The following is a 20,711-nucleotide window of genomic DNA, read 5'->3' as shown; positions in this document are numbered from 1 at the left end:
CTAATTTCAGGCCGGGGTCCATGTGGCAGGCGGCCGGAGGGGTTTCACACCCCTCCGGACCTCCCCGTGGGATATTTATGGACCAATGAAATGGGGGGTGCGGGGGGTTATTTCCCGCGCCAGACCCAACCGCCGCCGAGGACGCGGGTCGAGTTCGGGGCGTAGAAAACGCAGGCCTGGCCGGCCGAGACGCCATCCTCGGGGTCGAGGAGTTCGACCTCGGCCGTGGTGGGCGACAGCGGGCGGATGATCGCGGCGCGCGGCGGGCGGGTCGAGCGGACCTTGACCTCGATATGGTGCTCACGTCCGATTTCGGGGCCGTCGAAGGGGGCGTCGCCGAGCCAGTTGATCTCGCGCACCGGGATGATGCGGGTGGCCAGCGCCGATTTCGGGCCGACCACGACGCGGCGGGTTTCGGGATCGAGGCGCAGGACGTAGATCGGCTCTTCGAGCCCGCCGACGCCGAGGCCCTTGCGCTGACCGACGGTGTAATGGATGACGCCATTGTGCTGGCCAAGGACATTTCCTGCCAGATCAACGATCTCGCCCGGATCGGCGGCGCCGGGGCGCAGCTTTTCGATCACCGCGGCATAATTGCCGTTGGGCACAAAGCAGATGTCCTGGCTGTCGGGCTTGTCGGCCACCGAGAGCCCGTATTTCGCCGCCAGCGCCCGGGTCTCGGCCTTGGAGCCGAGATGGCCCAAGGGGAAGCGCAGGTAATCCAGCTGGTCGGGCGTGGTCGAGAACAGGAAATAGCTCTGGTCGCGGTTGGCATCGGCGGCGCGGTGCAGCTCGGGCCCGACACCCATCTTGCGCTGGATGTAATGGCCGGTGGCCATGCAATCGGCGTTCAGGTCCTTGGCGGTGGCGAGAAGATCCTTGAACTTGACGCGCTCGTTGCAGCGGATGCAGGGCACGGGGGTGGCGCCGGAGAGATAGGCGTCGGCAAACTCCTCCATCACCGCCTCGCGGAAGGTGTTCTCGTAGTCGAGGACGTAATGCGGAAAGCCCATCTGTTCGGCCACGCGGCGCGCATCATGGATGTCGCGGCCGGCACAGCAGGCACCCTTCTTGGCGAGAGCCGCGCCATGGTCGTAAAGTTGCAGGGTGACGCCCACGACGTCATAGCCCTCCTCCTTCAGCATGGCGGCGACGACCGACGAATCAACGCCGCCCGACATGGCCACGACCACGCGGGTATCAGCCGGGGCCTTGGGAAGCCCAAGAGAATTCAGTTTAACGTCCAGCATGATTGCGGCCAAGTTGAGGATTTAGGCCTGCAATATAGGAAAATGCCACGCAGTCTCAACCCCTCGCTTCACCCTTGCTTAAGGACGCTGGGTCATTTTGACCCCGTTGGACGAGGATAGCCCCATGTATCTCAAGAAAGTCGATGGCCCGCGCCAGGTCACATTGCCCGATGGCAGCATCCTCAGCCGGGCCGATCTGCCGCCGGCCGATACCCGTCGCTGGGTCGCCAGTCGCAAGGCCGTGGTGGTCAAGGCCGTGCTTTACGGGCTGATTCCCGAGGCCGAGGCGCTGGAACGCTACGCCCTGTCGGAGGAGGAGTTTGCGCTCTGGCGCGACGCGGTGGAAAAACACGGGGACAAGGCCCTGCGTGTCACGACTATCCAGAAGTATCGACAACTTTAAGTTGTTTTCTGTATTCGTTCTGGCAGAGTAACGCTTGATTAACCATTGCCCGCCAAAGTCGTTAATGGACAGTCGAGACGGAGTTCTGAAAGATGCGTATCCTTCTGGTGGAAGACGACCCTACGACCTCGCGCAGCATTGAATTGATGCTGACACATGCGAACCTTAACGTCTATTGTACAGATCTCGGCGAGGACGGCATAGATCTGGCCAAGCTTTATGATTACGATCTGATTTTGCTGGATTTGAACTTGCCCGATATGTCGGGCCATGAGGTTTTGCGCCAATTGCGCCTTGCCCGGATCGAAACGCCGATCCTGATCCTGTCGGGGTCCGACGATACAGAGAACAAAATCAAGGGCTTCGGCTTTGGCGCCGATGATTACCTGACCAAGCCCTTCCACCGCGAGGAATTGGTGGCCCGCATCCATGCGATCATCCGCCGGTCCAAGGGCCATTCGCAATCGGTGATCCGGACCGGCAAGGTTCAGGTCAACCTGGATGCCAAGACCGTCGATGTCGAGGGCGCCTCGGTGCATCTGACCGGCAAGGAATACCAGATGCTGGAACTCCTCAGCCTGCGCAAGGGAACCACGCTGACCAAGGAGATGTTTCTTAACCATCTTTACGGCGGCATGGACGAGCCGGAGCTGAAGATCATCGACGTCTTCATCTGCAAATTGCGCAAGAAGCTGGCCGAGGCGACTGGTGGCCACAATTACATCGAAACCGTTTGGGGTCGCGGCTATGTGCTGCGCGAACCCAGCATCGGGGAAGTGCCGCGTCTGGCCGCCAGCGCCTGAGGCTGGAAATCCGCGCCGTCCACCCGTAAACCTGACGGGCGAGCAAGGGGGCGGATGATGGACAAGCGGGTGGAAGATCTGACCGAGGCCGAGGCGCGTGCCGAACTTGGCCGCCTAGCCCAGGCTTTGGCGGAAGCGAACACGGCCTATCACACGCTGGATGCACCCGAGATTTCGGATGCCGATTATGATGTCCTGAAACGCCGCAACGCCGCGATCGAGGCGCGGTTTCCTGCCCTGAAACGGGCCGACAGCCCTTCGGACCAGGTTGGGGCCGCACCGGCCTCCGGCTTTGGCAAGGTGGCGCATCGGGTGCGGATGCTGAGCCTGGAGAATGCCTTCGCCGAAAGCGACGTGGTGGATTTCGACGAAAGGGTGAAGAAATTCCTCGGCCTGGGGCAGGTGACCTACACGGCCGAACCGAAGATTGACGGCCTCTCCTTGAGCCTGCGCTATGAGGGCGGCCGCTTTATGCAGGCCGCGACGCGCGGCGATGGCGAGACGGGCGAGGATGTGACCGCCAATGCCCGCACCATCGCCGACATCCCGCAGGTTCTGACCGGCGCGCCCGAGGTGCTGGAGGTGCGGGGCGAAGTGTACATGTCGCATGCCGATTTCGCCGCCCTGAACCTGCGCCAGGGCGAGCGCGGCGAAAAACCCTTCGCAAACCCGCGCAATGCCGCCGCGGGCTCGCTGCGGCAGTTGGATGCGACGATCACCGCGGCACGACCTTTGCGCTTTTTTGCCTATGCCTGGGGCGAGATCTCGGGACCGCTCGGGTCGACACAAATCACATCAATTGTGCGCTTCAAAGAATTGGGATTCCAGGTAAATCCGCTGACCACCCTGTGCGAGACTCCGGCCGAGCTGATCGCCCAGTATCGCAAGATCGAGGCGCAGCGCGCGACTTTGGGCTACGACATCGACGGCGTGGTCTACAAGGTCAACGACCTTGGCCTGCAGGGGCGGCTCGGCTTTCGTTCCTCCACCCCGCGGTGGGCGATTGCGCATAAATTTCCGGCCGAGTTGGCCTGGACCCGGCTCTTGGCGATCGAAATTCAGGTGGGCCGAACCGGGGCCCTGTCGCCCGTCGCGCGGCTGCAGCCGGTGACGGTGGGCGGCGTCGTCGTCTCCAACGCCACGCTGCACAACGAGGATTACATCGCCGGCCGCGATTCCAAGGGCAACCCGATCCGCGAGGGCAAGGATATCCGCGAGGGCGACTGGGTGCAGGTCTACCGCGCCGGTGACGTTATCCCCAAGATCGCCGACACCGACCTCAGCCAACGCAAGGACGGCGCGCAACCCTATGTTTTTCCGCAGGTTTGCCCGGAATGCGGCAGTGTCGCCCACCGCGAGCCGGGCGATTCCGTGCGCCGCTGCACCGGCGGCCTGATCTGTCCGGCACAAGGTGTTGAAAGGTTGAAGCATTTTGTCAGCCGCGGCGCCTTTGACATCGAAGGTCTGGGCGCCAAGCAGATCGAGATGTTCTACGCCGACCCCGACCTGCCGATCAAACAGCCTGCCGACATCTTCACCCTCGCCGCAAGAGACGCCGCCAGCCCTTTGAAAAAGCTGAAAAATCGTGAGGGATTTGGTGAGAAATCCGTGAACAATCTCTTTGCCGCCATCGAGGCCCGGCGCCGCATCCCGCTCGACCGGCTGATCTTTGCCCTTGGCATCCGCCATGTCGGTGAGGTCGCCTCAGGTCTGATCGCACGCCACTACGGCACCTGGCCCGCCTTCGAGACCGCCGTGACGGTGGCGACGCCTGATTCGCCGGATTGGGCCGATCTTCTTTCGGTGGATGGCATCGGTGAGGTCATGGCGCAAAGCCTGACCGATGCCTTCCGCAACCAGGCCGAGCGTGCCGCGATCGATGCGGTCGTGGCCCAGCTGGAGGTGCAGCCTGTGGCGGCACGCGCGGTGGTTGCCTCTGATATTGCAGGGAAAACTTTGGTTTTCACCGGCACGCTGGAAAAGATGAGCCGGGCCGAGGCCAAGGCAAGGGCCGAGGCGATGGGCGCCAAGGTCGCAGGCTCGGTCTCGGCGCGGACGGATCTGGTGATCGCCGGGCCGGGCGCCGGCTCCAAGGCCAAGGACGCCGAGCGGCTCGGCATCAAGATGATCGACGAGGACGCCTGGATCGCCCTCGCGGGTCTTTCATGAGCCGTCCGGAAATTCTCTTCCCGCTTTTCGCGGGCCTCGACACGCTGGAGGGGATCGGGCCGAAAACCGCCAAGGCCCTGGAGCCCTTGGGCGTTGAAAAACCAAAGGATTTCCTGTTTCTTCTGCCGCATTCCGGGGTGGACCGCAGCCGCAAACCCTCGATCCGGGCGGTGGTGGCCCCGGCGACCGTGACGGTGGAGGTCGAGGTCGGTCTGCACTTTCCGCCGCGTCAGAAGGGGCGGCCTTACCGGGTGAACGTGCAGGACGCCGAGACGGAGTTTCAACTCGTCTTCTTTCACGCCCGCGCCGAGTATCTGCGCGAGCTGCTGCCCACCGGGCAAAGGCGGGTCGTCTCCGGGAAAATCGAGATTTTTGATGGGGTTGGCCAGATGGTCCACCCCGACCATGTGCTGCGCCCCGAGGAGGCCGGCACGCTGCCCGCCTTCGAGCCGGTCTATCCGCTGACTGCCGGGATCACGCAAAAGCAGATCGCCAAGGGGGTTGCGGGGTCTTTGATGCGCACGCCGGATTTGGCGGAATGGATCGACGGACCCTTGAAGGCACGGGAAAACTGGCCGGATTGGCGGGCGGCCTTGGCAGCGGCCCATGCGCCCGACAGTCTGGCCGACCTGATGCCGGAAGCTCCGGCACGGGCGCGTCTGGCCTATGACGAGCTTTTTGCCCATCAACTGACCCTGTCTCTGGCCCGCGCTTCCCTGCGGCGGGGCAAGGGGCGGTCGAGCGTAGGCGATGGAAGATTGCAGCGCAAGGTCTTGCAATCCTTGCCTTATCAGCCGACCGGCGCACAAGTCCGGGCGGTGGCGGAGATTGCGCGCGACCTGGAATCGCCGCTGCGGATGAACCGGCTTTTGCAGGGCGATGTGGGCTCGGGCAAGACTTTGGTGGCATTTCAGGCGCTGCTTATCGCGGTGGAGGCGGGCGGGCAGGGTGTGATGATGGCCCCGACCGAGATCCTCGCCCGGCAGCATTTCGACGGGCTGGCGCCTTTGGCCGAGAGTGCCGGGGTCAGGCTGGTGATGCTGTCGGGGCGCGACAAGGGGGGCGAGCGGGCGGCGAAACTTGCCGACCTCGCCTCGGGCGCCATCGACATTCTGGTGGGCACCCATGCCGTCTTTCAGAAAGACGTGCAGTTTCATGATCTTAGGCTTGCGGTGGTGGACGAGCAGCATCGCTTTGGCGTGGCGCAGCGGATGGAGCTGGGCGCCAAGGGCCAGGCGGCGGATGTGCTGGTGATGACGGCGACGCCGATCCCGCGCAGCCTGGCGCTGGCCTCTTACGGCGATATGGACGTCTCGGTGCTGGATGAAAAGCCGGCGGGGCGGAAGCCGATCCGCACCGCGCTGATCTCGGACACGCGGATGGAGGAGGTGGTGGGCCACCTCGCCAAGGCCGTGGCCGAGGGGCGGCAGGCCTATTGGGTCTGCCCGCTGGTCGAGGATTCGGAGGTGATGGATTACGCCAGCGCCGAGGCGCGCTTTGCGACGCTGCGCGCGGCCTTGGGCGATGTGGTGGGGCTGGTGCATGGCCAGATGCCGCCCGCCGAAAAGGATGCCGCGATGGCGCGGTTTGTGGCGGGGGAGACCAAGGTTCTGGTCGCGACCACGGTGATCGAGGTCGGTGTCAACGTGCCCAACGCCTCGATCATGGTGATCGAGCGGGCCGAGGTTTTCGGCCTGGCCCAGCTGCACCAATTGCGCGGGCGGGTCGGGCGGGGCAGCACCGAATCGACCTGCCTTCTGCTTTATCAGGCGCCGCTCGGGGCTTCGGGGGAGCGGCGGCTGAAGGTGATCCGCGACACCGAGGACGGCTTTCGCATCGCGGAGGAGGATCTTTTGATGCGCGGCGCCGGCGATCTGATCGGCACCGCGCAATCCGGCCTGCCGCGTTTCCGCATCGCGGATCTGGAACGGCAGGCGGGTTTGATGGCCGTGGCGCAAAGCGATGCGCGGCGGCTGTTGGCGGAGGATCCGGCCTTGGAGAGCCCGAGGGGCAGGGCGGCACGGCTGCTGCTCTGGCTCTTGGATCAGGATCGGGCGATCCGGCTGCTGACGGTTGGCTAGGGTTTGTTCTGTTTAAGTTCTCAAAAAGTTCTTTACACGTGGTTAATGATATGAGAACAATCGAGCAACATAAACGGAAACCGACCCTTAACGGAGACGCCGATGTTCGCTCGCATGACCCGCCAGTTCGCCGCCCTTGGGGCTGATGTTGAAGATGTGGCCGGCGTGGTCACGCTGTTTGCCGTGTTGTTTCTGGGCCTGACCCTGTCGGGCATCGCCTGACCTGCCGATTTCTCTGCCCGCGTTTCTGCCGGCCGCGTTGGTCCAACGCCTGTCCCGCCCGCATGAATGAAACGCCACTTCCGCCGCCATCCCCCAAGGATGCGCGGCGGTTTTTTTTGGGCGGAGGTCGTCAGACCTGGGCTTCGGCGGCGGCGATGGCCTCGACGGTGGCCTCCAGCGCCAGCAGGATCGAGGCGTGGCGATTCTTGTAATCGCGGGCCGGGATCAGCACCTCGTAGCCGTCAAACGGCGCGGCGGGGACGGGGCCACCCGTTTTCAGCATGGCGGCGAGGGCGTCGCGCGCGGCCTCCAGCTCGGCCTTGGTGCGGCCGATGACGACCTCACCCAGAACGGCGGCCGAGGCCTGACCCAGGGCGCAGGCCCGGACATCCTGGGCGAAATCGGCGACCTTGCCGTCTTTCATCGCCACATCCACCGCGATGGTCGACCCACACAGAGGCGAGCGTTTGCGGGCGGAGCCCGAGGGCGCCTCCAGATGGCCGAGATGCGGGATATCGGCGGCGAGCGCCAGAATCCGGCCGGAGTACAGTTTCACAAGGTCGGTGTCGCTCATGGCGGGTCTTTCGCTCTGGTCCGGCGGGGCATCCTCGCCTAGATAAGCGCCAGAAGCCCGCCCGCCAAGGAGATCCCGATGGTCTTTGATCCCGCCACGCTGAAATTCGACGCGCAAGGTCTGATCCCCTGCATCGCGCAGGACGAGGGCAATGGCGAGATCCTGATGTTCGCCTGGATGAATGCAGCCTCGGTCGCCAAGACGCTGGAAACCGGCCACGTCACCTATTGGTCGCGCTCGCGGCAAAGCTTCTGGGCCAAGGGCGAAAGCTCGGGCCATGTGCAGGAACTGGTGGAGCTGCGCCTCGACTGTGACCGCGATTGCCTTCTGGCCGTGGTGCGCCAGACCGGGCCCGCCTGCCATACCAACCGGCGCAGCTGCTTTTACACCGCGATCCGCGACGGGTCCGAGGTCGAGATCATGGCGCCGATGCTCTGATCCGGCATCGGGCTGCGCCGCATCGGCCAGCCGGGGCGGGGGCGAGCGAGGTCAGCCTCGGCGGCATCACCGATCAGCTGCGCCTCGCGCCGCTTCAGCCGGGCCATTTCGCGGCGGATATCGGACAGGGCGGTTTCGATCTGATGGCGGGTCAGGCCATGCGGGCTGGGTTCGATCATCGGGTCCTCCGTTCTGGTGACCCGGCCATCCTGCACCCAAGCGGTTAACGAAACGTCAGCGTGGCCGCGGGGGTTGCGGCAGAAACCGGGGCGGGCTAACCAAAGGCCCATGATGAGTTCTGATGATACAGAAGAGATGATCCCGGCCTGGGTGGCCGGCCGTCTGACCCCGGTCGAAAAGCTGAGCGTCCATCGCCAGGGCCTGCGCCACAAGGCGGTTTCGGTCTTTGTGATGGAGGGCGACCACATCCTCTTGCAGCAGCGCGCCTTTGGCAAATACCACTCCGGCGGGCTTTGGGCCAACACCTGCTGCACCCATCCGCGCTGGGGCGAGGCCGACAATGCCTGCGCGCGCAGGCGGCTGTCGGAGGAGCTTGGCATCTCCGGCCTCGCGGTGCGCCCGGCAGGGATGGTCGAATACCGTGCCGATGTGGGCAATGATCTGATCGAGCATGAGGTGGTCACCGTCTTCATGGCCAAGGCGCCGCTGCGCCCGGTGCTGTGGCCCGATCCGGACGAGGTCGCCGACACCGCCTGGATGACGCTGCCCGAACTTGATGCCGCGATTGCCGAGGATCCGGCCCGTTTTACCCCTTGGCTGCGGATCTATCTGTCCGAACACCGTGAGCGTCTTTTCGGCAGTCTTGCCGATTGAGGATGTTTTGCCACGATCCGAAGCCCTTAGCGGTGCTGACCGGTTGCTCCTTCAGTCCAACTGTGGCAAGACAGGCCGAAACATGCAGGGCGTGATGGCGCTGCGTGACATCAGGATAACCCAGCCTTTGCCGGAAGCGAGCCAGATGAGTGATTTTTCCGCCCGCCGCGTGATGATGGTCGATACCCAGGTGCGCCCGCAGGACGTGACCAAATTCCCGATCATCGCGGCCATGCTTGCCGTGCCGCGTGAGCATTTCGTGCCCGAGGCCGCCCGCGAAGCCGCCTATGTCGGCAACAACATCGCCCTTGCCCCGCGCCGCGTGGTGCTGGAGGCGCGCAGCCTTGCCAAGCTTCTGGACGCGCTGGATGTCGTGCCGGGCGAAAAGGTTCTGGTTCTGGGCGCGGGCCTTGGCTACTCCGCCGCGGTTCTGGCCGAGATGGGCTGCGATGTCGTGGCGGTCGAGGAAGATGCCGCGATGGCCGCTCTTGCCACGCAAAAGCTGGAGGGCGTGGCCAAGGTCGTCACCGGGCCGCTGGCCGCAGGTGCCGCCGGCGATGGCCCGTTCGATGTGATCCTCGTCGAGGGCGCGGTCGAGACTTTCCCGCAGGCCCTGGAGCATCAGGTCAAGGAAGGCGGTCGGATCGGCGCGATATTCATGGAAGCCGCCCTTGGAATTGCCCGGATCGGCCACAAGTTGGACGGCAAGGTGAGCTGGCGGTTCAGTTTCAATGCGACCGCCCCGGTGCTTCCGGGCTTCGAGGCGCGGCACGGCTTCGTTCTCTAGGGCCCAAGCCCCTCAAGGCGCGGGTCTTCAATGCCAGGGCCACAGGGCCCGGCGCAATGCGCCCCGCAGAGGGCGCGGTCCGATGAGGTGGATGATGCGGAAAGTCCTGAGTGCCCTGCTTCTTGGTGCGGTGTCTTTTGCGCCCGGGGCGCTTTGGGCTGAAACCCTGACCGATGCCCTGATCTCGGCCTATCGCAACTCGCATCTGCTGGAGCAGAACCAGGCGGTTCTGCGCGCGGCGGACGAGGATCTGGCGACAGCGGTCGGCACCCTGTTGCCGGTTGTCAGCTTTGCCACCCAGATCGCCGACAGCCGGGGTGAGCCGAGCTCGATTTTTGGGAACGCCGAGCGCACGACCGCGTCCAGCGGGGTGATGAGCCTGTCCGCCTCGCTGACGCTGTTTGATTTCGGGCGCAACCGCACCACCATCGCGCTGAAGGATGAACTGGTGCTGGCCTCGCGGTCCTCGCTGGTCAATGTCGAACAGCAGGTGCTGCTCGATGCGGTCTCGGCCTATGTGAACATGACCCTGCAGCTGCAGCTGGTCGCGGCGCAACAATCCAACGTCCATCTGGTCAGCCAGGATTTGCAGGCCACGCAGGACAAGTTCGACGTGGGCGAGGTCACCAAGACCGACGTGGCCCTGGCCCAGGCGCAGCTGGCTTCGGCCAATGCGGCACTGGCGGCAGCGCAGGGCGACCTGAACGTCGCGCGCGAACGCTACAATGCGGCCATCGGCCATTACCCCTCCAGCCTGTCGCCCTTGCCGCGCACGCCCGCCCCGGTCAAGACCGTGGCCGAGGCGCGCACCGTCGCCTTGCGCGGCCACCCGGCCATCGTGCAATCGCAGCATCAGTCCAAGGCGGCCGATCTGGGCGTGCAGCTGGCCAAGGCGCAGATGAGCCCGACCATCACCGGCAAGGCTTCGATCTCGAACTCCTTCACCGCGGATTCGGGCAAGTCGCCGACCCAGTCGGTCGAGCTGGACTTCAACCAGACGCTTTACGCGGGCGGCCGTCTGTCCTCGGCCTTCCGACAGGCGATCGCCAACCAGCAGGCGTCGCATGCCGCACTGATGCAGACCGGCGTCAATGTCGACGAGGCGGTGGGCAAGGCCTGGGCGAACATCCTGGTCTCGCGCGCCTCGATCAGCGCCAATGACGAGCAGATCCGCGCCGCACAGGCCGCCTACGATGGGGTGAAGCAGGAGGCCGCCCTGGGCAGCCGCACCACGCTGGACGTGCTCAGCGCCGAGCAGACCCTGCTCAACGCCAAGACCAAGCGGCTGCAGGCCGGGGCCGACCTTTACATCAGCCAGTATTCGCTGCTGTCGGCCATGGGTCTTCTGACCGCCGACAAGCTGCACCTCGGCATCCCGACCTTCGACCCCGAGGCCTATTACAACGTGGTCAAACATGCGCCCGCCACCTCGCCGCAGGGCGCCAAGCTGGACCGGATCCTGAAGACTTTGGGTAAATAAACGTCACACTCTGGCCGATCATCACGACGGGCCGAGTCACTTCCTTGTGCGATGGCCTTGATTACCCTAGACTTGTGTCAAATCCGTTCGGGCAGAAGCGGGTGTGATCATGAGTGACGGCAGCGGGACCAGAGTGAACATGTCAGAGCCAATGACTTCCGGCACCATCGAAGATGTTCTGACGTCGATCCGGCGTCTGGTTTCGGAAGACCTGCGGCCGGCGCCACAGCGCAACCCGGGGGAGGCGGCGCCCGCCGCACAGATCGTCTCGCGCATCGTCGTCTCGGACAAGCTGATCCTGACGCCGGCGCTGCGCGTCGTCTCGAACCGCCCGGCCAAACCGGCCCAGACGCCGCCTGGGGCCGAGAGCGCCGCCAAGGCCGCGCCACAGGGCGTGGCGGAGCAGCCCACCTCTCCCCCGCCTTCGACCTCGCTGCCGCGCCTGCATCTGGAGGCGGCGCACTCCGTGCCGCCCGCGCCCCGTCCGGCGGCGCAACCCTCGGCGCCTGAACTGGTCGCCACGCTGAGCCAGGCGGTCGACCAACGCGCCGCGCTCGACTGGGAATCCGAGGCTGGCGAGCCGGGTGCCGATACCGAGGCGCTGAACTGGGACAATTTCGTTTTCGTCCGCCGCTCGATGCAGGACCTCTGGGCCGCGCGCGAAAGCGCCAAGGCCGAGGCGCCCGCGCTGACTGAGTCCATGCCGACGGCGTCCGCGCCGACCGCTCCGGCAGAGCCCGCGCCTGTTGCGCAGGCCGCAGCAGAGCCCGCATCACAGCCCGCCGCGCGCGGTCTTGACCGTCTGGTGAGCGCCGTCACCGCAGACTGGGCCGATGCTGCCGAGGCCGAGGTCCTGGCCGATCTGCGTGGCCAGGGTCTGACCGATGCCGCGGCCCCGGAGTCCGCGCCCGCAGCGGCGGCCGCTACGGCCGAGGTCCTGCCGGGCGTGGCGCAGCAGGAAGACGATATCTTCTCCGAACAGGTGCTGCGCGAACTGGTGCGCGATCTGATCCGCGAGGAACTGCAGGGCGGCCTGGGCGAAAGGATCACCCGCAACATCCGCAAGATGGTCCGGGCCGAGATCGCCCGCTCGCTGGCGCTGCAGGACCTGAGCTGACCTCATCTTCGCTTGGATGCGGCCCCGAGGGCGGTCCTGAGTGCCACGCAAAACAAAAGCGCGCCCCGAGGGACGCGCTTTTGTTTTGCCGTAACTTGTCTTGGCTGAACCCGGAAAGGATCAGGCGGCTTCTGCCTGGTCCAGTTCCAATGCATGGCGACGTTCGCTTTCTTCACGCGACAGTGCCACCGAGGTGCGAACCCCTTTGCCAACGAAATCCATCAGGCCCTTGACCACACGCTCGTTCGGGTCGATCCCGGCGCAGGACAAAACCTCACGCCCGTCACGCGACCGCGCCCAGCGGGCGATCTGATCGGGGCCATTGCCGTATTTCTTGTCGTCGGCAATTGCATCGTCCAGCGCAGCCAGAACCACGGCCGCAAACAGCTTGCGGGCACGTTGTCCTTGTTCAAAGTTGAAGGCAGTGCTGTCTATGAAATCGGCCATCTTGCGTCCTACTTCTTGCTCTTGTCTTTTCTGACGTTCCGCGCTTGTAACGATTTGAAGACGATTCGTCATCCTCGTCACGACATGTCTGCCATGCGCTTCATGCATGGCTCCTGTCAAGCATCCCGTATCTTGTTGACGCCCAAGGGGGCTTCCCGCGATATATAGGGGGCCCTGCGCCTCGATCAAGGTTTGAACAGGGACAAGACAAGGTTTTCAGCAGTGCAGCAGATCCAACCCGTCCTCCCCGTCCAGGCCCTGCGCGACGCGGTCCGCAGTGCCGCCCGTCTTTGCATTCTGCCCAGGTTTCGGGCGTTAAGCCTTGGTGACGTCGCAGAAAAGAGCGGTCCGAACGATTTGGTCACCGTGGCCGATACCGAGGCCGAGGCCCATATCACCCAGGCTCTGGCGCGCGATTGGCCCGAAGCCCGGGTTCTGGGCGAAGAGGGGGTTGCGCTGGACGCAAGGCTCCGCGCGGCGATGGGGCAGGATAACCTGGTTGTGATCGTCGATCCGGTCGACGGCACCTGGAACTTCGCCCGGGGCCTCGCGATCTTCGGCGTCCTGCTCGCCGTGGTGGAACGGGGCCGGCCGGTCTGGGGCATGCTCTACGACCCGATCTGCGACGACTGGATCGAGGCGGCGCCTGGCCAGCCGACCCGGATGATCTCGCAGCACGGCGAGGTGACGCTGCGCACCGCTGCGGCCAAGCCGCCCGAGGCGTTGAGCGGCTACTTGCCGCTGGGCCTTTACCCGGCAGAGGTCAAGCGCGCCGGGGCGCTGGCAGGCCTGGCCTATGCCAGGGTGACCAGCCTGCGCTGTACGGCGCATGAATACCGCACCCTGGCGCAGGGCCATGTCGATTTCCTGCTGTCGAGCCCCTTGCCGCACCCTTGGGACCATGCGGCGGGTGTGCTGGCGGTGCAGGGCGCGGGCGGCGTGGTGCGCTTTCTTGACGGCGGCGCCTATGACACCGCACGGGTCCATGGCACGCTTCTCGCGGCCAGTTGCGAGGCGGTCTGGCAGCAAGTCGCCCGGGATTTCGCAGCGCTGGCCTGACGGTCGCCCGAGAATGCGGTCCAGACAGGGGGCGCGGCTGCAGCCACCCACGATTTTTCGGCGAAAAATCGATACACCAGGCCGCAGGAGCAGATGATTTTTCGCAGAAAAATCGCGATTCCCGGCGGCCGCAGGCCACGATTTTTCGGCGAAAAATCGGGTCGCCGCGCGTTCAGAGCCGCGTCACGCGCGCCTCACCCGCCCACATCTCGCCCTCGGCCTTGTCGAGCCGCAGATGGGCGATGGCGTGTCCGCCGCTTTGGGTGAAAAGACGCCCGACCTCGCGCCCTTCCGCCAGAATGGGCGTGCCGACCGGGGCCGCGCCCTCAACTGCGACCAGTGCCAGACCCTTGCGCAGTTCGGTCTTGTGCTTCATCCGCGCGGTGACTTCCTGGCCCACATAGCAGCCCTTGCGGAAATCCACGCCGTGCAGGCGCTCAAAGCCCGCCTCCAGCAGATAGCTGTCGTCGGGGAGAAGCTCGATCCCGGTTTCGGGGATCAGATGCGCCACGCGGATCGCGTCCCAATCCACGGCGTCTTCGCCCATCGGTGCACCATAATGGCGCCACCCCAGTGCTGAATGGCGGGGGTCGGGCAGTGCACCCGGAGGGGCCGCGCCCAGACCCCGGCTGATGACGCGATCCGAGGGCGCAAAGCTGACATCGGCGCGCAGCCGGTAAAGCGTCAGGCGGCGCAGCGTGGCATCGGCCAAGGCCTCGGGCAGGTCGAGGAACAGCTCCTCCCCGATCCGGCCCACGAAGAAATCGGCGAGGTATTTGCCCTGCGGGGTCAACAGGGCGGTCCAGACCAGTCCCGGGCCTTTGGCCAGGGGCAAGACATCATTGCTGACAAGGCCTTGCAGGAAGCTCAATGCCTCCTTGCCGCCTAGGGTCACGATCCTGCGGGTGGTGTCGGTCATGCGCGGTCTCCTGTGGCACAGATATAGGCCAAGGCGCCGCAGGCGAAAGCCCTATTCCTTGAACTGCAACCGGTAGAGGTCGGCATAAAGCCCGCCGCGCGCCAGAAGCTCGGCATGGCTGCCGCGGTCGACGATCTTGCCGTGGTTCATCACGAGGATCGTGTCGGCGGTCTGGATGGTCGAAAGCCTGTGCGCGATGACCAGCGTGGTGCGGCCCGCGCGCAGGCGGTCGAGGGCATCGGTGACCAGAAGCTCGGTCTGGCTGTCGAGCGCCGAGGTCGCCTCATCCAGCAGAAGGATCGGCGCGTCCCGCAGGACGGCCCGGGCGATGGCGATGCGCTGGCGCTGGCCGCCGGACAGCGCCGTGCCGCGCGGCCCGGCGGGCGAGGCGGTGCCCAGCGGCATGGCGTCGACAAAATCGGCATGGGCAAGGCTCAGCGCGCGTTCCAGCCCGGCCTCGGACTGGTCTTGCGCGCCGAGGCGGACGTTGGTCGCGATGGGCTCGTCAAAGAGGGCCGAATCCTGGCTCACCACCGCGAAAAGGCTGCGCAGGCCGGCAAGGTCAAGCTGGCGCAGATCAATCCCGTTGATCATGACTTGTCCCGCGTCAGGGTCGGCCAGCCTTGTCAGCAGGTGAAACACCGTGGTCTTGCCCGCGCCCGAGGGCCCGACCAGCGCCGTGACCTTGCCCGGCTCGGCCACGAAAGAGATGTCGTCCAGCACCTTCACCTGATCATAGCCGAAGGAGAGGTTCTTCACCTCCAGCACCAAGGGGCCGGAGGCGGGCAAGGGCTGCGGCACTGCGGGCGTGGTGATCTTCGGCACCTCATCCAGCAGGCTCCGGATCCGCTCCAGCGAGGCGCGGGCGGCGGCCCATTGGCCGGACACGGCGCCCAGACGGCGCAGCGGTTCGAAAACAAGACCCATCGCGGTGAAAAAGCTCATGAAGGCGCCGATGGTCTTGGTGCCGGCGATGATCTCCATCCCGCCGTAGAGCATCACCCCGGCAAAGCCCAAGGCCGCCACCACGTCGATCAGCGCCGGGATCGCGGCCGAGGAGCGGTCCGAGCGGAACTGGGCGGCAAGGTAGGCGTCCAGCGCCTTCCTGTAGCGCCTTGCCTCCTGCGGCTCGGCGCCCGACAGCTGCAAAGTGCGGATGCCGTGGAAGGCCTCGTCCAGCTGGTTGGACAGAACCCCCGCCGCCCCGCGCGCCGCCCGCGCCGTGCCGCGCACCCGGGCTTGCAGCCGGGTGATCGGCCAGGCGAGCAAAGGCACGCCCGCCACCGCAATCAGCGCCCACCGCCAGTCGATCAGCACCGCCACCGAGGCGAGCGAGACCAGCGAGATCACATCCCGCCCGAGCGCCTGCAGGATCGGCGTCCAGAGGCTGCGCAAGGATGCGGTGTCGCCGCGCAGGCGTTCCATCAGGATGCCCGGCGAATGGCGCAGGTAAAACCCGAGGTCCAGCTGCAAGGCCCGGGCCAGCATCGCGGCCTGCATCTCGGCCCCGATCCGTTCCGACTGGCGGGCGAGGATGACCTTTTGCGCATAGCCCGCGATGGCGCGAAGCACAAAGACCCCGCCGACCGAGGCCGCAACCTGTGCCACCACGCTAAACGCAGCCCCGGCATGGACCTCGTCAAACATCGGGCGGACGAGGTAGGAGAGCCCCCCGGTCGCCGCCCCCTCCAGCGCCATCAGCCCCAGCGCCAGAAGCATCCAGCCTTTGCGCTGGCTGAGATGGTCGCGCCAGAGCCAGGCCAGAAGACGTCGGGCCGGGATCACCGTCACGCCTTGGCCCCCTTGCGCATCGCCTCATAGGCGGCCTTGATCCGGTGCCGCTCGTAATCCTGCTCCAGCCAGTCGCGGAAGCTGCGGCCCTTGGCCTCTGCCTCGTAGACATCGAGGATATAGTCGAGGATCCCGGTCGCGGTGGATTTCAGATGCAGATAGCGGAAACTCAGCTGTTTGCGGGCCTCGGCCAGGGGGCGCTTTTCGACCTCCAGCAGATACATCGCCGCGACCAGACCGGTGCGGTCGGCGCCGGACTTGCAATGCATCAGGAAGGGCTTCTCGATGGTCTGGAAATGGTCGAGGATGGCCAGAAGCGCCTCGCGCGGCGGGGCGTTGCGGGCGGAGAGGGTGACATCGACGAGGGTCAGGCCCAGCTCGCGGCAGATCTCCTCCTCGAACAGGTAAAACCCCTGCTGCACCTTGCCGCGCAGGTTCAGGACCGATTTCAGGCCCAGTTCGCGGGCATAGATGCGCAGACGCTCGGGCGAGGGCTGGTTGGCGCGGAACACGCCGGGGGCGATCTGGCCCAGATTGGTCCAGATGCCGCGCAGGAAGGCGTGGTCGATCAGCATGAAATGCCACCAGGCGGCGCGGCGCGCCTCGGGGGTGGAGATATCGGTGCCAAAGGCCGTGGTCAGCCGGTCCTGCAAGGCCAGCATCCGCTTCTTCAATGCGCCAGCCATGGGATCCTGAATGCTGCCAAAGGTGCTGCCCATCTAGTCGCTTTGCCCACGTCTATCAAGCGGGGCGGGGACGGGGGCAAGACCGGAGGCGCAGAAGGGCCACAGGTGCGATGCCGGGGCCGGATTGTCGGGATACATAGCGGACGTTGACCCTGCTGCCTGCTGCGGCTAGCCCTTAAACAAACGGAGAAAAACCCATGTCCCTTGCCAATGGTCGCGCCTATCTTGCCATTCCCGGCCCTTCGGTCCTGCCCGACCGGATCCTGGCCGCGATGCAGCGCCCCTCGCCCAACATCTATGCCGGTGCCCTGGTCGAGATGGTGCAGGGCATCTGGCCCGACCTGAAGGCGCTGGCCGGCACATCGGGCCATGTCGCGGCCTATATCGCCAATGGCCATGGCACCTGGGAGGCGGCCAACTCCAACCTTTTCTCGCGCGGCGACAAGGCCTTGCTTCTGTCGACCGGGGTTTTTGGCCATGGCTGGGCCAGTGCGGCGCGGGGCCTGGGTGCCGAGGTGGAGACGCTGGATTTCGGCTCGAACGTGGCGATTGATCCGGCGAGGGTCGAAGCCGCGCTGCGGGCCGATCCCGCGATCAAGGTCGTGATGATGACCCATGTCGACACCGCCTCGTCGGTGAAATCCGACGTGCGGGCGGTGCGCGCCGCGCTGGATGCGGCGGGGCATGAGGCGCTTCTGGCGGTGGATTGCGTGGCCTCGCTCGGCTGCGACGAATTCCGGATGGACGACTGGGGCGTCGATGTGATGATCGGCGCCAGCCAGAAGGGGCTGATGTGCCCGCCCGGCATGGGCTTTGTCTGGTTCAACGAAAAGGCGCGGGCGGCTTGCCTCGCCTCGAACGCGCGCACGCCCTATTGGGACTGGACCATGCGCGCCAATCCTCAGGAATTTTGGCAATACTGGTTCGGCACGGCCCCCACCGCGCATCTTTATGCGCTGCGCGAAAGCCTGACGATGATCCTGCATGAAGAGGGGCTTGATCGGGTCTGGGCCCGCCATGCCAGCCTTGCCCGCACCGTCTGGGCCGCCTTTGATGCCTGGGGCGAGGGCAATCCGGCGATCCGGCTGAACGTCGCCGACCCCGTCGCACGCGGCCATTCGGTCACCGCGGCCCGCTTTGCCGCCCCCGATGCCACCCGCCTGCGGCAATGGACTGAAGCCAAGACCGGCGTCACGCTCGGCATCGGCCTCGGCATGGCCACGGCGGAGGACCCCGAGGCGACCGGCGCCCTGCGTGTCGCCCATATGGGCCATGTCAACGCCCATATGACTTTGGGGGTTCTGGCCGCGATGGAGGCCGGGATGACCGCGCTTGGCATCGCGCATGGGCCCGGTGCGCTGAACGCGGCGGCAGCCGAGATCGCCCGCAGCGCCTGAGCCGGGACAGCCGGGGCCTACTTCGCCTTGGTCGCCACCATGAAATAGACCCATTCCCCCTTGAAGCCGGGGTCCTTGGCGCGGGCCTCGGCGACGCGGGCCTTGAGCCATGTCAGGTAAGGCTCGGCGGGTTCGGACAGGGGCCTTTCGCCCTCGTAAAGCGGGGCGGAGGCTGCGAAGGCGGCGGCAATCTCCTGGCCATAAGGCGGGCCGATGGTGATGTTGAGGAAGGGTTCGCCCGCATCCGGGGCGCCGACATGCAGCGCCGATTTGGCCGGGCGCAGCTTCAAAGGCACGGTCTGGTTCGGCACCAGGTGGATGACATTGCCGCCAGCATCGAAGAAATCGACATAGACATAGGCGTCGTAATCGGGGGCGGCGAGGTCGAGGACCATGGTCTGGCCTTCGGTATAGGAAAAGGTCCGCGCCTGGGCATCGGCGCCGATCAGGCGGGGGTTGGTGAGCTGGTCCTGGCTTTGCGGCAGGCCGACATCGGCGATGCCCGACAAGGCGCCGCATTGCGGGCGCGGCAGGATCATCATCGCATCCTCGACCTTGATGCCCTGTCCGAGCTGGGCCTGCAGGGCGGCCAGCAGCGGCGCCTTCATCGCCGGATCCGGCACATGGCCGCGCAGTTCCAGGCTGCCGGTCGCGGGGTTGAACTCGGCCTGCAGGCGCGAGCAGGGGGCGGAACTCAGCAGGGATTGCAGCCCGTCATGCACCTCATCCGCCTGCGCTGCCGCATCGCCGGGCCGCATGAAGGAGGCGATGGCCTTGAGCGAGACCGGGTCGATGGCGCCGCCCGCCCCGCTCCAGGCGAGGGTGGCGGTCATGGCCTGCCCGGTGGCGGCGGCGGGGGGCAGGGTTTCGGCGTCAGGGGGGGCGCTTGGCACGGGCGCCCCTTCGGCCGGTGCGGCTTCGGTGAGGGGGGCCGCGGGGGCGCTGGCCACTGTCACCGGGGGCGGGGCTGCGGCGGTCAGGCTTTGGGCGGGGGCGGTGCTGGCCTTGGTCACGGCGGGGGGTGCGGCCTGCGCGAGGGGCACGGCAGGCGGCGCGACCTGGGGCAGGTCCGTGGCAGGCGGTGCCTCGGCCTTGGCCGTGGTTTGCGGCAGGGTGGCGGGCCTGGCGGTGCTGGTTTTCACCACGCCTTGCGCGGCGGTCTGACCTTCAGCCTTGGCGCTCGCCGCCTTCTCTCCCGCGCTATCCTGCGCCTTGGCCTGCGATTGTTCGACCGCCTGGGTCTCGATGCGAAGTGCGGATTTCGGCAAGGGCTGGTCGGGCACGGCATGGGGGTGCATCACCGCGAGCAGCAGCGCCACGGCCCCGGCATGGGCCGCGAGCGACAGGGCAAGGCCCGCACCATAGCCGCCGATCGCCGGGCCGGGGGGCGCTGCCTGCCCCGCTTTGAGCACCACCGTCATTGCACCTCCGGCGAGACGATGATGGCGACATCCTTGGCCCCGGCATCCTCCAGCCGGTTCACGAGGCCGAGGATGATGCGCAGCGGCGTGGCGCGGTCGGCGTTGATGCGCAGCAGGGCGTCGGGGGTGGTGGCGAGGCGGCCCTTGATGGCGGGCTCAAGGGCGGCATTCTCCAGGGGCGCGCCGTCCAGCGCCAGGGCGCCTTCGGTCCCGACCGACAGCGTCATGCCGCCGCCGGGCAGGTCGGTGCCGGTCTGGCCATTGGGGGGCAGCACGCTGAAGGGGGCGGTGGCATCCAGCCGCCCGACCATCATGAAAAAGACCAGAAGAAAGAAGGTCACGTCGATCAGCGCCACGACGGATTCACGCTCGGTCCGGGGCGGAGGGCGGCGGAGCTTCATTTCTGCGCCTCGATCCGGACGACTTTCACCCGCGTCGCCCCGGCCTGGGTCACCAGATCCATCACCCGGATCAGGCTTTGCAGATCGGCCGCACCGGAGGGGAAAAGGAGGACCGGGGTCAGAGGCTCCTTCGCCAGGATCTGCCGCATATGGCCGGAAAGTTCGGGCAGGGTCAGCGCCTGACCGGCCACCCGCACCTGACCCTGGGCGTCAATCCGGATCAGGATCGTGGCGGGGGTGGCGGCGCTGGTGGTGGCAGCCTCCGGCACGGCCTCCGACTTCTGCAGGGCGGGGACCATGTCGAGGTTGAGGTAGCTTGAGGTGATCATGAAGAAGAACAAAAGGATCATCATGACGTCGATCATCGAGACGACCGACAGCGCGCTGCGACGGGGCGGAGGGCGGCGCAGGGTGAGGGCCATCTTCGCCCCC

Annotated in this window: 21 protein-coding genes; 11 read left to right on the top strand and 10 right to left on the bottom strand. The window is 66.1% G+C overall.

All coding sequences use genetic code 11. The annotated features are described in order from the left end of the window. Positions 1-107 precede the first annotated feature (107 nt). Positions 108-1,250 carry a tRNA 2-thiouridine(34) synthase MnmA gene (gene mnmA / locus AC1DVR_RS04915; protein WP_477999417.1) on the bottom strand — a complete coding sequence of 381 codons (1,143 nt, stop codon included), beginning with the start codon at positions 1,248-1,250 and terminating at the stop codon, positions 108-110. 124 nt (positions 1,251-1,374) lie between these two features. Here mnmA and sciP point away from each other — a divergent pair, with 124 nt between their 5' ends. The 4 genes from sciP (at position 1,375) to recG (ending at position 6,706) form a co-directional block, all read left to right on the top strand. Continuing rightward, the gene (gene sciP / locus AC1DVR_RS04910; protein WP_477999416.1) at positions 1,375-1,653 is read left to right on the top strand and encodes a CtrA inhibitor SciP; all 279 of its coding nucleotides are present in this window, start codon (positions 1,375-1,377) and stop codon (positions 1,651-1,653) included. Between the two features lie 92 nt (positions 1,654-1,745). Next, positions 1,746-2,456: a response regulator transcription factor CtrA gene (ctrA, locus tag AC1DVR_RS04905; RefSeq protein WP_477999415.1), complete on the top strand. Its 711-nt coding sequence runs from the start codon at positions 1,746-1,748 to the stop codon at positions 2,454-2,456. A 54-nt stretch (positions 2,457-2,510) separates the two neighbouring features. Further along, positions 2,511-4,625, top strand: coding sequence for an NAD-dependent DNA ligase LigA (ligA, locus tag AC1DVR_RS04900; protein ID WP_477999414.1), 2,115 nt, complete (start codon positions 2,511-2,513; stop codon positions 4,623-4,625). Continuing rightward, the gene (gene recG, locus AC1DVR_RS04895; protein WP_477999413.1) at positions 4,622-6,706 is read left to right on the top strand and encodes an ATP-dependent DNA helicase RecG; all 2,085 of its coding nucleotides are present in this window, start codon (positions 4,622-4,624) and stop codon (positions 6,704-6,706) included. Before ligA ends, recG begins: the two co-directional genes overlap by 4 nt. A gap of 352 nt (positions 6,707-7,058) precedes the next feature. On the opposite strand, the gene AC1DVR_RS04890 is transcribed toward recG, so the two are convergent. Then, entirely contained in the window at positions 7,059-7,502 is a 444-nt protein-coding gene (locus AC1DVR_RS04890; RefSeq protein WP_477999412.1) for an iron-sulfur cluster assembly scaffold protein, read from the bottom strand. Between the two features lie 78 nt (positions 7,503-7,580). Between AC1DVR_RS04890 and hisI the strand changes: the two genes are divergently transcribed. After that, complete coding sequence (gene hisI / locus AC1DVR_RS04885; RefSeq protein WP_477999411.1) at positions 7,581-7,940, top strand: phosphoribosyl-AMP cyclohydrolase; 360 nt, start codon at positions 7,581-7,583, stop codon at positions 7,938-7,940. On the opposite strand, the gene AC1DVR_RS04880 is transcribed toward hisI, so the two are convergent. Next, positions 7,886-8,119 (bottom strand): hypothetical protein, encoded by a 234-nt coding sequence (locus tag AC1DVR_RS04880; protein ID WP_477999410.1) that lies wholly within the window; start codon positions 8,117-8,119, stop codon positions 7,886-7,888. The two genes, hisI and AC1DVR_RS04880, sit on opposite strands and share 55 nt — an antisense overlap. Positions 8,120-8,231: 112 nt before the next feature. Between AC1DVR_RS04880 and AC1DVR_RS04875 the strand changes: the two genes are divergently transcribed. The 4 genes from AC1DVR_RS04875 (at position 8,232) to AC1DVR_RS04860 (ending at position 12,158) form a co-directional block, all read left to right on the top strand. After that, positions 8,232-8,774 (top strand): isopentenyl-diphosphate Delta-isomerase, encoded by a 543-nt coding sequence (locus AC1DVR_RS04875; RefSeq protein WP_477999409.1) that lies wholly within the window; start codon positions 8,232-8,234, stop codon positions 8,772-8,774. Positions 8,775-8,919: 145 nt separating this feature from the next. Continuing rightward, positions 8,920-9,561, top strand: a complete 642-nt coding sequence (locus AC1DVR_RS04870) for a protein-L-isoaspartate O-methyltransferase family protein (RefSeq protein ID WP_477999408.1) — start codon at positions 8,920-8,922, stop codon at positions 9,559-9,561. A gap of 94 nt (positions 9,562-9,655) precedes the next feature. After that, positions 9,656-11,041: a TolC family outer membrane protein gene (locus AC1DVR_RS04865; protein ID WP_477999407.1), complete on the top strand. Its 1,386-nt coding sequence runs from the start codon at positions 9,656-9,658 to the stop codon at positions 11,039-11,041. Positions 11,042-11,180: 139 nt separating this feature from the next. Continuing rightward, positions 11,181-12,158: a hypothetical protein gene (locus AC1DVR_RS04860; protein ID WP_477999406.1), complete on the top strand. Its 978-nt coding sequence runs from the start codon at positions 11,181-11,183 to the stop codon at positions 12,156-12,158. Between the two features lie 120 nt (positions 12,159-12,278). On the opposite strand, the gene AC1DVR_RS04855 is transcribed toward AC1DVR_RS04860, so the two are convergent. Then, entirely contained in the window at positions 12,279-12,605 is a 327-nt protein-coding gene (locus tag AC1DVR_RS04855; protein WP_477999622.1) for a DUF6280 family protein, read from the bottom strand. 222 nt (positions 12,606-12,827) lie between these two features. Here AC1DVR_RS04855 and AC1DVR_RS04850 point away from each other — a divergent pair, with 222 nt between their 5' ends. Continuing rightward, positions 12,828-13,664, top strand: a complete 837-nt coding sequence (locus AC1DVR_RS04850; RefSeq protein WP_477999405.1) for an inositol monophosphatase family protein — start codon at positions 12,828-12,830, stop codon at positions 13,662-13,664. A gap of 172 nt (positions 13,665-13,836) precedes the next feature. Here AC1DVR_RS04850 and ygfZ read toward each other — a convergent pair whose 3' ends face one another. Genes ygfZ through AC1DVR_RS04835 form a run of 3 tightly spaced genes read right to left on the bottom strand, consistent with a single transcriptional unit; the run spans position 13,837 to position 17,060 of the window. Next, the gene (gene ygfZ / locus AC1DVR_RS04845) at positions 13,837-14,583 is read right to left on the bottom strand and encodes a CAF17-like 4Fe-4S cluster assembly/insertion protein YgfZ (protein WP_477999404.1); all 747 of its coding nucleotides are present in this window, start codon (positions 14,581-14,583) and stop codon (positions 13,837-13,839) included. Positions 14,584-14,634: 51 nt separating this feature from the next. Continuing rightward, positions 14,635-16,374, bottom strand: a complete 1,740-nt coding sequence (locus AC1DVR_RS04840; RefSeq protein ID WP_477999403.1) for an ABC transporter ATP-binding protein — start codon at positions 16,372-16,374, stop codon at positions 14,635-14,637. Continuing rightward, positions 16,371-17,060: a phosphatase domain-containing putative toxin gene (locus AC1DVR_RS04835; protein ID WP_477999402.1), complete on the bottom strand. Its 690-nt coding sequence runs from the start codon at positions 17,058-17,060 to the stop codon at positions 16,371-16,373. Before AC1DVR_RS04835 ends, AC1DVR_RS04840 begins: the two co-directional genes overlap by 4 nt. A gap of 197 nt (positions 17,061-17,257) precedes the next feature. Between AC1DVR_RS04835 and AC1DVR_RS04830 the strand changes: the two genes are divergently transcribed. After that, the gene (locus AC1DVR_RS04830) at positions 17,258-18,457 is read left to right on the top strand and encodes a pyridoxal-phosphate-dependent aminotransferase family protein (protein ID WP_477999401.1); all 1,200 of its coding nucleotides are present in this window, start codon (positions 17,258-17,260) and stop codon (positions 18,455-18,457) included. A gap of 17 nt (positions 18,458-18,474) precedes the next feature. On the opposite strand, the gene AC1DVR_RS04825 is transcribed toward AC1DVR_RS04830, so the two are convergent. The 3 genes from AC1DVR_RS04825 to AC1DVR_RS04815 are packed head-to-tail and all read right to left on the bottom strand — an operon-like array spanning position 18,475 to position 20,701. Continuing rightward, the gene (locus AC1DVR_RS04825) at positions 18,475-19,878 is read right to left on the bottom strand and encodes a hypothetical protein (RefSeq protein WP_477999400.1); all 1,404 of its coding nucleotides are present in this window, start codon (positions 19,876-19,878) and stop codon (positions 18,475-18,477) included. Then, positions 19,875-20,279 (bottom strand): ExbD/TolR family protein, encoded by a 405-nt coding sequence (locus AC1DVR_RS04820; protein WP_477999399.1) that lies wholly within the window; start codon positions 20,277-20,279, stop codon positions 19,875-19,877. Before AC1DVR_RS04820 ends, AC1DVR_RS04825 begins: the two co-directional genes overlap by 4 nt. Beyond that, the gene (locus AC1DVR_RS04815) at positions 20,276-20,701 is read right to left on the bottom strand and encodes an ExbD/TolR family protein (protein ID WP_477999398.1); all 426 of its coding nucleotides are present in this window, start codon (positions 20,699-20,701) and stop codon (positions 20,276-20,278) included. Before AC1DVR_RS04815 ends, AC1DVR_RS04820 begins: the two co-directional genes overlap by 4 nt. Between the last annotated feature and the right edge of the window lie 10 nt (positions 20,702-20,711).

Source organism: Rhodobacter sp. P2_H5 (genome assembly GCF_056403335.1).
The sequence above is the reverse complement of the archived record's forward strand: the minus strand, read 5'-3'. Positions and strand labels throughout refer to the sequence as shown.

What these genes read in the sequence shown, in the direction of transcription:
- ligA (WP_477999414.1), top strand. Translation starts at nt 2,511, where the DNA reads ATGATGGACAAGCGGGTGGAAGATCTGACCGAGGCCGAGGCGCGTGCC.
- AC1DVR_RS04870 (WP_477999408.1), top strand. Translation starts at nt 8,920, where the DNA reads ATGAGTGATTTTTCCGCCCGCCGCGTGATGATGGTCGATACCCAGGTG.
- recG (WP_477999413.1), top strand. Translation starts at nt 4,622, where the DNA reads ATGAGCCGTCCGGAAATTCTCTTCCCGCTTTTCGCGGGCCTCGACACG.
- ctrA (WP_477999415.1), top strand. Translation starts at nt 1,746, where the DNA reads ATGCGTATCCTTCTGGTGGAAGACGACCCTACGACCTCGCGCAGCATT.
- AC1DVR_RS04875 (WP_477999409.1), top strand. Translation starts at nt 8,232, where the DNA reads ATGAGTTCTGATGATACAGAAGAGATGATCCCGGCCTGGGTGGCCGGC.
- AC1DVR_RS04820 (WP_477999399.1), bottom strand. Translation starts at nt 20,279, where the DNA reads ATGAAGCTCCGCCGCCCTCCGCCCCGGACCGAGCGTGAATCCGTCGTG.
- AC1DVR_RS04825 (WP_477999400.1), bottom strand. Translation starts at nt 19,878, where the DNA reads ATGACGGTGGTGCTCAAAGCGGGGCAGGCAGCGCCCCCCGGCCCGGCG.
- ygfZ (WP_477999404.1), bottom strand. Translation starts at nt 14,583, where the DNA reads ATGACCGACACCACCCGCAGGATCGTGACCCTAGGCGGCAAGGAGGCA.
- AC1DVR_RS04835 (WP_477999402.1), bottom strand. Translation starts at nt 17,060, where the DNA reads ATGGCTGGCGCATTGAAGAAGCGGATGCTGGCCTTGCAGGACCGGCTG.
- AC1DVR_RS04815 (WP_477999398.1), bottom strand. Translation starts at nt 20,701, where the DNA reads ATGGCCCTCACCCTGCGCCGCCCTCCGCCCCGTCGCAGCGCGCTGTCG.
- AC1DVR_RS04890 (WP_477999412.1), bottom strand. Translation starts at nt 7,502, where the DNA reads ATGAGCGACACCGACCTTGTGAAACTGTACTCCGGCCGGATTCTGGCG.
- AC1DVR_RS04865 (WP_477999407.1), top strand. Translation starts at nt 9,656, where the DNA reads ATGCGGAAAGTCCTGAGTGCCCTGCTTCTTGGTGCGGTGTCTTTTGCG.
- AC1DVR_RS04880 (WP_477999410.1), bottom strand. Translation starts at nt 8,119, where the DNA reads ATGATCGAACCCAGCCCGCATGGCCTGACCCGCCATCAGATCGAAACC.
- mnmA (WP_477999417.1), bottom strand. Translation starts at nt 1,250, where the DNA reads ATGCTGGACGTTAAACTGAATTCTCTTGGGCTTCCCAAGGCCCCGGCT.
- AC1DVR_RS04855 (WP_477999622.1), bottom strand. Translation starts at nt 12,605, where the DNA reads ATGGCCGATTTCATAGACAGCACTGCCTTCAACTTTGAACAAGGACAA.
- hisI (WP_477999411.1), top strand. Translation starts at nt 7,581, where the DNA reads ATGGTCTTTGATCCCGCCACGCTGAAATTCGACGCGCAAGGTCTGATC.
- AC1DVR_RS04860 (WP_477999406.1), top strand. Translation starts at nt 11,181, where the DNA reads ATGTCAGAGCCAATGACTTCCGGCACCATCGAAGATGTTCTGACGTCG.
- sciP (WP_477999416.1), top strand. Translation starts at nt 1,375, where the DNA reads ATGTATCTCAAGAAAGTCGATGGCCCGCGCCAGGTCACATTGCCCGAT.
- AC1DVR_RS04830 (WP_477999401.1), top strand. Translation starts at nt 17,258, where the DNA reads ATGTCCCTTGCCAATGGTCGCGCCTATCTTGCCATTCCCGGCCCTTCG.